Here is a 13,233-nt window from a genome sequence, read left to right as displayed (position 1 = left end):
ATTTTCATGGAAACCTTACAATGATTACAGTTGGCATTCTTCAAACCGGAATTGTCGGCGGGCAGCTTGCCGCAGACTATGGGGAATACCCCGACATGTTCAAGGAAATGTTTGCGGACGAGCCTTTTGTCTATGAAGATTTTTCCGTTGTGAACGGTGAATTCCCGACCAGTACGGATCAATGCGATGCGTGGATCATCACCGGCTCCAAACATGGCGCCTACGAGGATCACGACTGGATTCCGCCGCTTGAGGAATTTGTCCGCCAGCTTGTCGCGGAAAAGCGGCCGACCATCGGCATCTGTTTCGGCCACCAGATCATGGCACAGGCCCTTGGCGGCAAGGTCGAGAAACATTCAAACGGATGGGGCATCGGGGTTCATGCCTACCGGCATCCGACAACCGGCGAGGAAACCCGTCTTCTGGCCTTCCATCAGGATCAGGTTACCGAATGCCCGGCCGGGGCCGACGTGATCATGACCTCCGATTTCTGCCGCTATGCTGGCCTGCAATATTCCGACGCCTGCATCACGCTGCAGCCTCACCCGGAGCATTCCGCTGCGTTTGCCCATGACCTGCTGCAGGACCGTCGCGGCCGCAAGATCGCGGAAGAACTGGTGGATGATGCCCTGACCACGCTGGAACAGCCGGTGGACAGAAACCGCCTGAAAGACCGTCTTGCTGCCGTCCTGAAGAAAGGCGCCAGGGAAACGGCCTCCTCCTAACGTTTGGAGGCCACCTGCTCCCGATAGAAGGTATACAGGCCCGTCCCCACGACGATTGTGCTTCCAACAATGGTCCATGTGTCGGGAATATCGCCAAAAATGAACATGCCAAGGCATATGGACCAGATCAGGATCGTATACCGGAACGGCGAAATGAAGGCGATATCCCCGGCCCGCATGGCCATCACACTGGAAATATAACCGAACAGCACAAAGCAGGCCGCGGCCAGCAAAATGGCAAAGCCTTCACCGGTTACTTCCTGCCACGTAATCGTGGGCAGGATGATCCCCGTCGCCAGCAGGATCGCCAGTGACGTCATCAGCGATACAAAGATGGAGGGGACGCCCGCCGACAGTTTTCGCGTCGACAAATCCCGGATCACCAGAAAGAAAACGGACGTTAGCGCAAAGAAGGAAAACTCGTTAAACCCGGCGGAACCGGGCCGGACAATGATCATAACCCCGGCAAAACCGATAAAAACCGCAATATAGCGCCGCCACCCCACACGTTCTCCAAGGAACAGGGCCGCAGCAAGGGTCACCGCCAGCGGCATGGATTGCAGGATCGCCGTGGCATTGGCAATCGGCATGTTGAAGATGGCCGTCAGGAAACAGAAACTGCCGGCAAGTTCCGCCATGATCCGAAGGAACAGGGGCAGCCGGTCCCCCTTTGGCACCGTCACAATCAGCGCCTTCTGGTACCACGCAATTCCCCCCAGCAGAATGGTGGTGAAAATGGCACGAATAAACATGGCCTGAAACAGGCTGAAATGGGACGATGCCAGCTTCATCAGGGCGTCATTGATCCCAAAGGCCGCCATGCAGGCGGCCATCAGGAACGCGCCGCGCAGATTGTCATTCGGTTGTGTTGTCATTCCCCTATAAGAGGCAAATTTTGTAGGAAGGCAAACAAATTGTGGTGCCCGCCTCCGGGCGGCAGGAAATAGCGCTGCCGAAGCGCCCCGATTATGGTATACAAGCGACAATGAGAAAGACGAATAACACCCTGTCCACGATCGCCTTTGATGCCGATGACACCCTGTGGGAGAACGAGCAGTTCTTCCGGCTGACCCAGCAACGTTTTTTCGATCTGCTGGCCGATCATTCCAGTCCTGACAAGATTTACGGCAACCTGCTGGAAACAGAGCGCAAGAACCTGAGCTATTACGGCTATGGGATCAAGGGGTTCACCCTGTCCATGCTGGAAACCGCGCTTGAGGTCACGGGCGGGGATGTCTCCAGCCATGTGATGAGCGAAATCCTGAAAGCCGGGCGCGAGATGCACGACCATCCCGTGAATACCCTGCCCGGTGTTGGTGACACGCTCGACAAGCTGGCGGGACACTATCGCATTGTCCTGATCACAAAAGGCGACCTTTTTGATCAGGAACGCAAGCTGGCCCAATCAGGGCTTGGCGACTATTTCGATGCCATCGAGATTGTCAGCGAAAAGGAAACCAGCGTCTATCAACGGATTTTCGACCAATATGGCGACGGCCCGAAGAAAAGCATGATGGTGGGAAATTCCCTAAAATCTGATGTCATTCCGGCTCTTGAGGCCGGTGGCTGGGGCGTCCATGTCCCCCATACCAGCACGTGGGAGCTGGATTACGCCGACAGGCCGGAAGGGTTTACCCGCTTTTTGGAACTGACCAGCATCACCGATCTTCCGGCCCTGCTTGAAACCCTGAGCGAGGATGACGCCTAGCGGCGGGCCGTCACCTCGATCTCGATCTTCATGGCCGGGTCCATCAGCCCCGCCTCAATCATGGTGGCGGCGGGGCGGGCCTTGGCAAAGGCCTTTCCAAGATAGGGCCAGCAGGCCTTGAAATCATTCCGGTCCGGCAGGATATAACGCACCCGCACCACCTGATCGAGGGACGATCCTGCCTGTTCCAGGGCTTCAGAAATATTCTGCAGGCAAAGCTGAACCTGCGCCTCCACCCCGTCCGGGATTGTCATGGTGCGGTAATCGGTTCCGGTTGTCCCGGCCACAAATACATACTGGTCATCCACAACCGCGCGCGAGTATCCGATCTCTGCCTCATAGGCCGACCCGGAAGAAATATGCCGTACCATTCAAACCTCCTGCCCCAAAAAGCCAAACGCCCAAAAGCCCCAAACAAAAAAGGCGGATACAGCCTGAACCATACCCGCCCGTTTTTCATTCTCTTCTGTCCCGGATCAGGACTTCCTGATCATGTTGATGATACCGGAAAAGTCTGCGGCCTCACCCTCCCCGGAGACATATTTCTCGTACAGGTCCATCGCCGCATGCCCAAGGGCGGTTGACGCATGAAACCCGTCGGCTGCTTCCTGCGACAAATTCAGGTCCTTCAGCATATTCTGCGCGGAAAAGCCCGGTTTGTAGTCATTGTTCGCCGGGGATGTGGGAACCGGACCCGGTACCGGGCAGTAACTTGTCAGGGACCAGCACTGACCGGACGCCGTCGAGGCAATGTCAAACAGGGTCTGATGATCCAGTCCCAGTTTTTCCCCAAGAACAAAGGCCTCGGACACGGCGATCATGGAAATGCCCAGGATCATGTTGTTACAAATCTTGGCGGCCTGCCCGTTGCCGGATGCCCCCGTATGGACGATATTCTTGCCCATGATTTCCAGCAGGGGCTTGGCCGCTTCAAACGCGCCTGCCGGGCCGCCGACCATGAAGGTCAAGGTCCCTGCCTCTGCCCCGCCAACGCCGCCGCTGACCGGTGCATCCACCATCATCTTGCCGGCAACCGTTGCCGCCTGTGATACCTCGCGGGCCGTCGCCACATCGATTGTGGAACAGTCAATGAACAGGGTTCCTTCCCCTGCGGCGGCGATGATGCCGCTCTCCCCAAGATAGACCTGCCGCACATGCTCGCCCTTGGGCAGCATGCTGATCACGACGCCGACGCCGCTCGCGGCCTCTGTTGCGGAAGACGCAGCCTCACCGCCTGCCTCCACACAGGCCTTGACCGCATCGGCGGCCAGGTCGAACACCTTTACTGAGTGGCCGGCATTCAGCAGGTTGATGGCCATTGGCCCTCCCATATTGCCAACGCCGATAAAACCGATTTTCGCCATTTGATCCCTCCCGGATTTGACGTGTGCCCGGCGGAACCGGGCACACTCTGTTCTTATGGTTTTAAAGACCCCTTACTTATGGGTCGGCATGACAAATTCCGCACCGGACTTGATGGAATCCGGCCAACGGGATGTCACTGTTTTCACCTTGGTATAGAAACGAACGCCTTCCGGACCGTGCTGGTTATGGTCACCAAAGGCGGAGGCTTTCCAACCACCAAAGCTGTGGAACGCCAACGGCACCGGAATCGGCACGTTCACGCCAACCATGCCAACCTCGACATTGTTGGAGAAGGCCCGGGCCACATCGCCGTTCCGGGTAAAGATGGAGGTACCGTTCCCGAACTCGTGCTTGTCGACCATTTCCATGGCTTCGTTGAAGGTCGGAGCCCGGACCACGGACAGGACCGGACCAAAGATTTCTTCCTTGTAAATCCGCATGTCTGTGGTGACATTGTCGAACAGGCAACCGCCCATGTAATAACCGTTTTCATAGCCCTGCAGGGTCAGGTCACGGCCATCAACCACCAGGTTGGCGCCTTCCTGAACACCGAGGTCCACATATCCCTTCACCTTGGCCAGATGCTCGGCTGTGACCAGCGGTCCCATATCGCCGTCTGCCGCGCTCGGGCCGACTTTCAGGTTGCGAACCCGCGGGGCCAGTGCCTCAACCAGCTGGTCACCGGCATCGCCCACCGCAACAGCAACGGAAATAGCCATGCACCGTTCCCCGGCGGAGCCATAACCGGCACCGATCAGGGCATCAACGGCCTTGTCCATATCCGCATCCGGCATGACCAGCATGTGGTTCTTTGCGCCGCCCATGGCCTGAACCCGCTTTCCGGCGGCAGCAGCACGGCTGTAAACATATTTCGCGATCGGGGTGGAGCCGACAAAGCTGATGGCCTTGACCCGCTCGTCATCCAGAAGGGTATCAACGGCAACCTTGTCACCATTGATCACGTTGAGAACGCCTTTCGGGGCACCGGCTTCCAGCATCAGTTCCGCCAGTTTCATCGGCAGGGACGGATCCTTTTCGGACGGCTTCAGAACGAAGGTGTTACCGCAGGCAATGGCAACCGCGAACATCCACATGGGAACCATGGCCGGGAAGTTGAACGGTGTAATACCGGCAACAACGCCCAAAGGCTTGCGCATGGAATACATGTCAATGCCGGAAGAAACGTTGTCCGAGAACTCACCTTTCAGAAGGTGCGGAATGCCACAGGCAAATTCCACGACCTCAAGGCCGCGAATGATGGAGCCCTTGGCGTCGGAATGAACCTTGCCATGCTCGCTGGACAGCAGAGCGGCCAGTTCCTCGATATTGGCTTCAACCAGTTCCTTGAACTTGAACATGACACGCGCACGGGTGATGGGCGATGTGGCGGCCCATTCCGGGAAGGCGGCAAGACTGTCAGCAATGGCGTCCCCAACCTCGGCCTCGGTCGCAAGCGGAACCTCGGCTTTCTGCTCGCCGGTGCTTGGGTTGTAAACCGGGCTGAACCGGCCGGACTTACCGGCCACATATTGGCCGCCAATGTAGTGCTTCAGTTGTTCTGTCATGTTATTTCGCTCCCAGGAGATTTTATGATCCTTGAACTTTACATGGGTAAAAATGCAAAGTAATTACGTAAGATTGCACACTGCCTGTGTGATTTTGCACATCAGGAGACTGAACCAATGTTCGACTGGAACGATGTCCGTTTTTTCCTCGAACTCAGCCGCAAGGGACGCCTCACCGAAGTGGCCAAGGCCCTGAAGGTGGATCATACCACAGTCAGCCGCCGCGTGCTTGCGCTTGAAAAACAACTGGATGCAAAACTGTTCGAAAGCACCACGCGGGGATATGTCCTGACGCAGGCCGGGGAGCGCCTGTTGCCCCATGCGGAGGCCATGGAAAGCCAGTCCGCCATCATTCAGGACCATGTGGGCGGGGAGAACCGGAACCTGACCGGTGTTGTCCGCCTTGGGGTGCCGGAAGGGTTCGGCAGCCAGTTCCTGTCCCGCGAGGTCAAGCATTTCCAGAAGATCCACCCCGAGATCGAGCTTGAATTCGTCGCCAATGACCGCTTTGTAAGCCTGTCAAAACGGGAGGCGGACCTGTCCATCACGCTGGAGCGCCCCAAGTCGGGACGGCTGATTTCCCGCAAGCTGACAGATTACACCCTGCGCCTGTATGCCAGCCGGGACTATCTGGACAACCACCCACCAATCCAGAGCAAGGAAGACCTGAAAGACCATACCTTCATTTCCTATATTGATGAACTGGTTCCCGATCCGCAAATGCTGTACCTGAGCGAGTTTGTGTCAAACCCCAACGTCACCCTGAAAAGTTCCAGCATCGTGTTCCAGTTTCAGGCCGCCCTTGCCGGTGCCGGTCTCAGCATCATGCATTGCTTCGTTGCCGACGAATATCCGTCACTGGTCTGCCTGCTTCCCGATGAGATCGAAGTGCGGCGGACTTTTTGGCTGAACACCCCCGAAGACATTCGCGATCTTGCAAGAATCAAGGCTGTCACGCAATTCCTGACAACACTTGTCGAGAAAAAGCAAAGAAAATTGCTCGGCCTAATCCCTTGTTGACACTGAGAAAAATCCTCCTAATCTGTTTGACATGAAACAAATATTCGCTGAAATCCAGATAGAACGAATTACAGGCCCGGCTCTTCCCTGCTAGAGCCGGGGCACCAGACATTGCAGGCCTGTTCTCTATCGATCTTTTTCTATCCAAGCGAATACCCATGACCATACAGCCTTTCTCCCTCCCCTCTGATCCGGCGACTTCCCTGTCTCGCGACGCACAGGTCGAGGCCCGTTTTACCATTCAGGCCGTGTCGGAACCCTCTGCCCTGCCCAGAATTCTTGAAAATTTCGCCCTGCGAAACATGGTTCCCACATCATTCAGCAGCGTTCAGCACAACAACGAGCTAACGGTGACAATCGTGGCCGCGCCATTTGCCTATAGCGAGGCGGCCCATCTGCAACTGCGCCTGCAGAACATCCTACCGGTCCTGTCCGTCGCCGTGGAAATTTTCCCCCTGCCAGAAAACTAGAATCATCCGTCTGGTACAGTCTGTCCCTGTCTGATACTATTATTTAGAACTTGATGATATAGTATCTTCCGGATAGGTATCGTGGGGAATGGGTGATGCTGAAAATTGCTGTCGAAAAGGTATGTGACCTGATTATCAACTCGCTGGCCCTCAATGCCTCGCAGGACAATGAGGAGGACGCGGACGGTGCCCGCTTCACGGAGTTGCCGGAAATCGACGACGATCTGGAATTTCGCGAAACCGAGGACCGGTACAAGGACCTGAAACGCATCATCTCAAAACTGAACGAGGAAGAGCAGATCAACCTTGTCGCCCTTGCCTGGGTCGGCCGGGGCACCTTTTCTGCCGATGAGTGGGACGACGCCATAGAGGAAGCCCGCGACCTGAACCCGGACCATATTGCCGACTATCTGGTCAACATGTCCCAGCTTGGTGATTATCTGGAAGAAGGTCTGGCGGAACTTGGATACGATTCAGAAGAATTCGAAACGGGGATCCGCTAACCCTTCCCCCCGGTCAGGACCGACCGCGCAAAGTCCAGATCTTCCGGGTGATTGACGTTGAAGAACGGATCGACGGGTGTGTCCTCCCACCGTGCGCTTGTCAGGCTATACCGTTCGGCAAAAACCAGTATCTTGCGCAGCCCTTCATCAACCAGTGCCTCCCGAAGGGCCTCCTTCAGGGCGAAAGGCCAAAGGGCCACAACCGGGTGAATGCGGCTGCCGGAATAGGCCATGACAATGGCAGTCGGGCTGGCGGTCATGGCGTCTTGCAATCGCTTTACAAGATCCGTGGGCAGGAAGGGTGCGTCTGTCGGAACGCTGAGCATATGACTGGCAGTACAGCCCTGATCTGAAAAACACTCAAGCCCGGTCAGGATACCGGCAAGGGGCCCGTTGAACCCCGGCACGGTGTCCGGCCGAACGGGATATTCGGTATTTTCCAGCGGCTGATTGCTGTTGATCAGAAAGTCCCCGACCTGCGGCTTCAGGCGGTCAATGATATGATCCAGCATGGACCGCTCGCCGATGGTCTTGAGGAATTTTGCCCCGCCCCCCATCCGGCGGGATTGCCCCCCGGCCAGAAGCAGGCAGGGAACCGGATCAGCTTTTGTAATGGCTTTGGCGTCGGTTTTACTCATTGACTGGACTTCCTCTGGTGTTTTCTTTCCTCATCCGGCACAGAGGCCGGATCGGCATCAAAGCGGATTCTATCTTCACCAGACAGGCATATGAACCGCTTTCCCTTGGCCCGGCCAATCAGCGTCAACCCGGCCTGCCGGGCCAGATCGACCCCCCAGGCGGTAAATCCACTGCGGGAAATCAGGATGGGCAACTGCATCTGTACGGTCTTGATGACCATTTCCGACGTCAATCGCCCGGTCGTATAGAAAATCTTGTCTTCCGGACCGATCCCGTGACGCCACATATACCCGGCGATTTTATCGATCGCATTGTGGCGGCCCACATCCTCCATATAGATCAGGGGCCTGTCTTCCTGACATAATACACAGCCATGAATGGCCCCGGTTTCCAGATAGAGAGATGGCTGCGTATTGATTTTTCTGGACAGCTCATAAATCCACGAGGTGTTGAGGCGGGCCTCGGGATCAAGCCGGATATCATCGAATTTTTCCATCAGGTCACCAAACACCGTGCCTTGGGCACATCCCGATGTCTGGGTTTTCTTTTTCAGCTTTTCCTCGAAATCGGTTTTGCGGTCGGTCCTGACCACGACCACCCCCAGATCGTCATCGTAATCGACCGCCGTCACCGTATCATCCGGGCGCAGCATATTCTGGTTCAGCAGATAGCCGAGCGCCAGATAGTCCGGGTAATCCCCGATTGTCATCATGGTCACAATTTCCTGCCCGTTCAGGAACAAGGTCAGCGGCTTTTCCACGACAACCGGCTGGCGGATACGGGCACCTGTATGATCGATCCCTTCCAGCGTTTCACTGAGGGCGGGGTTCTTCGGGTTGGGGGAAATACTGAATTCTTTCATACAGGCTATAATGGGACGAATTCTTTTCCTGTAAAGCTGTAAAGAGAGGATGACAGCCCCCGATTTTCCGATATGGTGGCACCCATCCGAAAAAACGCCAAACAGGACGACAAAGACATGGACCTTGACCGCCCGTCTGTTACCGAAAACCTCGTCAGGATTGCCATTGAGGCCGGAGAGAAAATCCTTGCCATCTACAATCAGGATTTTGACGTTCAAACCAAGAACGACGCCTCCCCCGTGACAGAGGCCGACGTGGCCGCAGAAAAAGTCATCCTGTCCGGCCTGAAAGACCTGACACCGGACATCCCCGTTCTGGCAGAGGAAAGCGTGGCCGCGGGGCATTCCCCCGATCTGTCTGGCGGCGTGTTCTGGCTGGTTGATCCGCTGGACGGCACCAAGGAATTCATCCACAAGCGCGGTGAATTTACCGTGAACATCGCCCTTGTCGAGCAAGGCAAACCGACCATGGGCGTGATCCATGTTCCGGCAAAGAACACCACCTATTATGCCTCTGGCCCTGGCGATGCCTGGCGCAAGGATCAGGATGGCACGCTAAGCCGCCTTTCTGTTCGCCCCGCCCCGGCGGAAGGTCTGACCGTTGTTGCCAGCCGGTCCCACAGAACCCCGGAAACAGACGACTATATTGCCAACTTCAAGGTTGCCGACCTGATCAGCGCGGGGTCATCCCTGAAGCTTTGCCTTGTGGCGGAAGGCGCGGCGGACCTCTATCCCCGCCTTGGCCGGACCATGGAATGGGATATTGGCGCCGGTCAGGCCATTCTGGAAGCAGCCGGGGGCACGGTGGAAACGCTGGACGGTGCGCCGCTTGCCTATGGCAAGGAAGGGCATGACAATCCCTTCTTCGTTGCAAAAGGCAACATCTGAACAACAAAAAAGGGCTGGTGAAAACCAGCCCTTTTCTTTTCCCCGGTGACAGGGATATGTCATAAAAAATCAGGCGTTCACGTCGATCACGACACGGCCCTGAATCTGACCTTTCAGGATCTGGGCGCCCAGATCGATCACGTTGCTCATGGGCTCGGTTGTGATCATGTCGGCGAACAGGGATGTATCCAGATCGGTTGCCAGACGGGTCCATGCCTCGACGCGCTTGTCCATGGGCGCCATGACAGAATCCACACCCAGCAGGGAAACACCACGCAGGATAAACGGCAGAACCGTTGTCGGAAGGTCGTTACCACCGGCCAGACCAACAGCGGCAACTGCACCACCATATTTCATCTGTGCCAGTACAGCGGCCAGCGTCTTGCTGCCCACGCTGTCGATGGCACCGGCCCAGCGTTCCTTGTCGAACGGACGGCCACTGCCCAAGCATTCCTCGCGGGAAATAACCTCGGCGGCACCGATTTTCTTCAGGTAGGCGTGGGTTTCCTCGCGTCCGGTGGACGCCACAACCCGGTAGCCAAGCTTGGCCAGCAGGGCCACGGCGAACGAGCCAACGCCGCCAGCAGCACCGGTAACCAGAATGTCGCCATCCTCCGGCTTGACGCCCGCTTTTTCCAGCGCCAGAACACACAGCATGGAGGTATAGCCCGCCGTACCGATTGCCATGGCATCATGCATGGAGAACGCTTCCGGCAGCTTGACCAGCCATTCGGATTTCAGCTTCTGCTTCTGGGAGTATCCTCCCCATTCGGTTTCAGAGAGACCGAAGCCGTTGACAAGAACCTTGTCACCCGCCTTGAAATCGGGGGACGCGCTTTCCAGCACGGTACCGGCAAGATCGACACCGCCAACCATGGGACGACGGCGGGCAATGCCCTTGCCGCAGACTGCCAAACCGTCCTTGTAGTTGAGTGTGGAATAGGAAATCTCGACCAGAACATCATAGTCCGGAAGATCTGCAACGGTCAGGTCCCTGAAGCCCGCAACCTGCTTGCCGTCCACATCATCAATTACCAACGCCTTGAAGCTGTCAGTCATGGTACTCACTCCTTCTTATTATAGTTAGTTGTTACAAGCATTCCTGGAAACGGACAGGCTGCCCCTGTGAAGCTCCCTGCAATTCCCCGTCCCGCATGACAATATTGCCCCGAATGATCGTGGCGACCGGCCAACCTTGTACGGTTTTTCCGGCGAAAGGTGACCATCCACATTTGGAGGCCAACCAGTCTTCCGTGATTTCCTGTTTGCGCTTCATATCCACAAGCGTGAAGTCCCCGTCATAACCAAGCGACAAACGCCCCTTGCCGGCAATCCCGTAGACCCGCGCCGGACCGGCGGAGGTCAGGTCCATCAGGTGCTGCAGGGACAATTCGCCCTTGTTGCAATGATCCAGCATCAGCGGGAACAGGGTCTGGACCCCCGGCATCCCGGACGGGCTTTGTGGATACGGCTTTGCCTTTTCTTCCTTTGTATGCGGCGCATGGTCGGAACCGATCACATCCACCACACCATCCCGCAAGGCTTTCCAAAGACCGGCCCGATGTGCTTCTTCGCGAATGGGCGGGTTCATCTGGGCGTAGCTTCCAAGCTGCTCGTAGCAGTCCGGGCTGCTCAATGTCAGGTGCTGCGGAGTGACTTCCACTGTCGCCACATCCTTGTATTCCGCAAGAAGGGCCATTTCCTCTTTCGTGGTGACATGCAGCACATGAATACGGCGGCCTGTCTCGCGGGCAATTTTCAGGACCCGCTGTGTGGCCCGAAGGGCGCATTCCGCATCGCGCCAGACCGGATGATTAAGCACCGTATCAACGGCAAGATGCTGACGTTCCAGAAGGCGCGGTTCGTCCTCCGCATGGATGGCGACGCGCCGGACACCATTTTCCAGAACCCGGCGGATATCCTCGTCCCGGTCCACCAGCAGACTGCCTGTGGACGATCCCATGAACAGCTTGACGCCCGCGACGCCCTCGGTCCGTTCCAGCTTGGGCAGTTCGGACACATTCTCGGCTGCGGCGCCAATAAAGAAGGCAAAATCGGTCCATGCCTTTTCCCGGCCGCGGCGAACCTTGTCCTGCATGTCAGCTTCGGTCAGGGTCAACGGTTTGGTGTTCGGCATCTCGAAGATCGCGGTCACCCCGCCAAGGGCCGCAGCGGCCGTCCCTGTGGCCAGATCCTCTTTATGTTCCAGTCCCGGCTCCCGGAAATGCACTTGGGAATCGATCACCCCCGGAAAGACATGCAGGCCCGTTGCATCGACAACCTCGGCCGCTTCAGCAGTCTGAAAGTTTCCGAACGCCGATATTTTACCATCCACGACAGCAATATCCGTTGTCTCGATACCGCGTGCAGAAACGACAGTTCCGTTTTTGATGATCAGATCAGCTTTCATGTTCCGAGGGTCCTACCATTGAAATTGATAGGCCTTACTTAAACCTCTCGCGGCGTCTTGCCAAGGGTCAGTCTGTTGCAAAGACGTTTGCGGATGATAAGATGCAGGTCCAATTTGACCCAATTCAATGTCTTCGCAGGGTAGCATGTCCATGCAGTATGTCGCCAGACTGGCAAACCGGTCCCTCCTTCGCCTCTCTGGCAAGGATGTAAAATCGTTTCTCCAGAACCTCGTTACCAATGACCTGTCCCGACAACAGGAAGGGGATGTGGTTTATGCGGCGCTGCTGACACCGCAAGGGAAATTCCTGCACGACTTCCTGATCATCGATCGGGGGGACCACGTCCTGCTGGATACCCATGCAGAGCGGGCGGCCGACCTCGCCCGGCGGCTCACCATGTACAAGCTACGCTCTGACGTGATCCTTGAAGATGCCAATACGGATTTCTGTGTCTTTGCCCTGTTTGGCGATGCGGTTGGTGCCTCGGCAGTCCCTGCCGAAGCCGTCCTGCAGTATCAGGACCCCCGGCTGGCGACGCTGGGCCTTCGGGTTCTGGCCCCAGCCTCCCTGACAGAAGACGCCTTCACAGGGGTCCACCCGGCAAGCCAGCAGGACTATGATGCCCATCGCCTGTCTCTTGGGGTGCCCGAGGGCGGCAGCGACATTCAGCCCGAAAAGAACTTCCTGCTGGAAGCCAATTTCGAGGAACTGCAAGGCGTCAGTTTTTCAAAGGGATGTTATGTGGGGCAGGAACTGACGGCCCGAACAAAACACCGCGCCAAAATCCGCAAACGGTTTCTCGCCTTCCATCTTGACGGAGAGATCGAACCGGGGGACCCCATCACCGCGAATGGCAAGGAAATCGCCGTTGTGCAGGGCTTTTCCCGCCCTTACGGGATTGCCCTGACCCGCCTGAAGGAATGGCACGCGGCCTGCCGGGATGATATTCCCTTGTCCCCGGAAGGCCTTGTGATCAGCAAACCGGAGTATGTGGTTCTTCCCGACGATCTGGACAGCGAGGAGGCATAACCCCTCTTGCCAACAGGATAGTGAGCCCCTAAAATCGCGAACAAACAG

The 13,233-nt window shown here is 56.8% G+C and carries 15 protein-coding genes; 7 read left to right on the top strand and 8 right to left on the bottom strand.

The window, feature by feature from the left end; all coding sequences use genetic code 11:
* Window positions 1–20: 20 nt before the first annotated feature.
* Window positions 21–725, top strand: a complete 705-nt coding sequence (locus FQB27_RS05295) for a glutamine amidotransferase-related protein (protein ID WP_169559793.1) — start codon at window positions 21–23, stop codon at window positions 723–725.
* Here FQB27_RS05295 and FQB27_RS05290 read toward each other — a convergent pair.
* On the bottom strand, window positions 722–1,600 hold the full coding sequence (locus tag FQB27_RS05290) for a DMT family transporter (protein ID WP_169559792.1): 879 nt from the start codon (window positions 1,598–1,600) through the stop codon (window positions 722–724). The genes FQB27_RS05295 and FQB27_RS05290 overlap by 4 nt on opposite strands.
* Window positions 1,601–1,710: 110 nt before the next feature.
* Between FQB27_RS05290 and FQB27_RS05285 the strand changes: the two genes are divergently transcribed.
* A complete protein-coding gene (locus FQB27_RS05285; RefSeq protein ID WP_169559791.1) occupies window positions 1,711–2,433 on the top strand; it encodes an HAD family hydrolase in 723 nt (240 codons plus the stop codon).
* Here FQB27_RS05285 and FQB27_RS05280 read toward each other — a convergent pair.
* The 3 genes from FQB27_RS05280 to FQB27_RS05270 all read right to left on the bottom strand — a co-directional run bounded on the left by FQB27_RS05280 (window position 2,430) and on the right by FQB27_RS05270 (window position 5,363).
* Window positions 2,430–2,804 carry a RidA family protein gene (locus FQB27_RS05280; RefSeq protein WP_169559790.1) on the bottom strand — a complete coding sequence of 125 codons (375 nt, stop codon included), beginning with the start codon at window positions 2,802–2,804 and terminating at the stop codon, window positions 2,430–2,432. The two genes, FQB27_RS05285 and FQB27_RS05280, sit on opposite strands and share 4 nt — an antisense overlap.
* Window positions 2,805–2,909: 105 nt before the next feature.
* Window positions 2,910–3,797, bottom strand: coding sequence for a 3-hydroxyisobutyrate dehydrogenase (mmsB, locus tag FQB27_RS05275; RefSeq protein ID WP_169559789.1), 888 nt, complete (start codon window positions 3,795–3,797; stop codon window positions 2,910–2,912).
* A 72-nt stretch (window positions 3,798–3,869) separates the two neighbouring features.
* Window positions 3,870–5,363 carry a CoA-acylating methylmalonate-semialdehyde dehydrogenase gene (locus tag FQB27_RS05270; protein ID WP_169559788.1) on the bottom strand — a complete coding sequence of 498 codons (1,494 nt, stop codon included), beginning with the start codon at window positions 5,361–5,363 and terminating at the stop codon, window positions 3,870–3,872.
* Window positions 5,364–5,480: 117 nt separating this feature from the next.
* Here FQB27_RS05270 and FQB27_RS05265 point away from each other — a divergent pair, with 117 nt between their 5' ends.
* From FQB27_RS05265 to FQB27_RS05255, 3 genes are all read left to right on the top strand, one after another.
* Window positions 5,481–6,383 (top strand): LysR family transcriptional regulator, encoded by a 903-nt coding sequence (locus FQB27_RS05265; protein WP_169559787.1) that lies wholly within the window; start codon window positions 5,481–5,483, stop codon window positions 6,381–6,383.
* Window positions 6,384–6,541: 158 nt separating this feature from the next.
* On the top strand, window positions 6,542–6,853 hold the full coding sequence (locus FQB27_RS05260; protein ID WP_169559786.1) for a hypothetical protein: 312 nt from the start codon (window positions 6,542–6,544) through the stop codon (window positions 6,851–6,853).
* A 95-nt stretch (window positions 6,854–6,948) separates the two neighbouring features.
* A complete protein-coding gene (locus tag FQB27_RS05255; RefSeq protein ID WP_169559785.1) occupies window positions 6,949–7,356 on the top strand; it encodes a DUF3775 domain-containing protein in 408 nt (135 codons plus the stop codon).
* Here the strand turns inward: FQB27_RS05255 and mobA are convergent.
* A complete protein-coding gene (gene mobA / locus FQB27_RS05250; protein WP_169559784.1) occupies window positions 7,353–7,994 on the bottom strand; it encodes a molybdenum cofactor guanylyltransferase MobA in 642 nt (213 codons plus the stop codon). The genes FQB27_RS05255 and mobA overlap by 4 nt on opposite strands.
* Window positions 7,991–8,857, bottom strand: a complete 867-nt coding sequence (fdhD, locus tag FQB27_RS05245; RefSeq protein WP_169559783.1) for a formate dehydrogenase accessory sulfurtransferase FdhD — start codon at window positions 8,855–8,857, stop codon at window positions 7,991–7,993. Before fdhD ends, mobA begins: the two co-directional genes overlap by 4 nt.
* Window positions 8,858–8,974: 117 nt before the next feature.
* Between fdhD and cysQ the strand changes: the two genes are divergently transcribed.
* On the top strand, window positions 8,975–9,745 hold the full coding sequence (cysQ, locus tag FQB27_RS05240; protein WP_169559782.1) for a 3'(2'),5'-bisphosphate nucleotidase CysQ: 771 nt from the start codon (window positions 8,975–8,977) through the stop codon (window positions 9,743–9,745).
* A 69-nt stretch (window positions 9,746–9,814) separates the two neighbouring features.
* On the opposite strand, the gene acuI is transcribed toward cysQ, so the two are convergent.
* On the bottom strand, window positions 9,815–10,804 hold the full coding sequence (gene acuI / locus FQB27_RS05235) for an acrylyl-CoA reductase (NADPH) (protein WP_169559781.1): 990 nt from the start codon (window positions 10,802–10,804) through the stop codon (window positions 9,815–9,817).
* Between the two features lie 31 nt (window positions 10,805–10,835).
* A complete protein-coding gene (locus FQB27_RS05230) occupies window positions 10,836–12,155 on the bottom strand; it encodes a dihydroorotase (RefSeq protein WP_169559780.1) in 1,320 nt (439 codons plus the stop codon).
* Between the two features lie 127 nt (window positions 12,156–12,282).
* Between FQB27_RS05230 and ygfZ the strand changes: the two genes are divergently transcribed.
* Window positions 12,283–13,185 (top strand): CAF17-like 4Fe-4S cluster assembly/insertion protein YgfZ, encoded by a 903-nt coding sequence (ygfZ, locus tag FQB27_RS05225; RefSeq protein ID WP_169559779.1) that lies wholly within the window; start codon window positions 12,283–12,285, stop codon window positions 13,183–13,185.
* Window positions 13,186–13,233 lie beyond the last annotated feature (48 nt).

Origin of the sequence: Sneathiella chinensis (assembly GCF_012720115.1) — a bacterium.
In the GTDB taxonomy this organism is placed as follows: domain Bacteria; phylum Pseudomonadota; class Alphaproteobacteria; order Sneathiellales; family Sneathiellaceae; genus Sneathiella; species Sneathiella chinensis.
The sequence above is the reverse complement of the archived record's forward strand: the minus strand, read 5'-3'. Positions and strand labels throughout refer to the sequence as shown.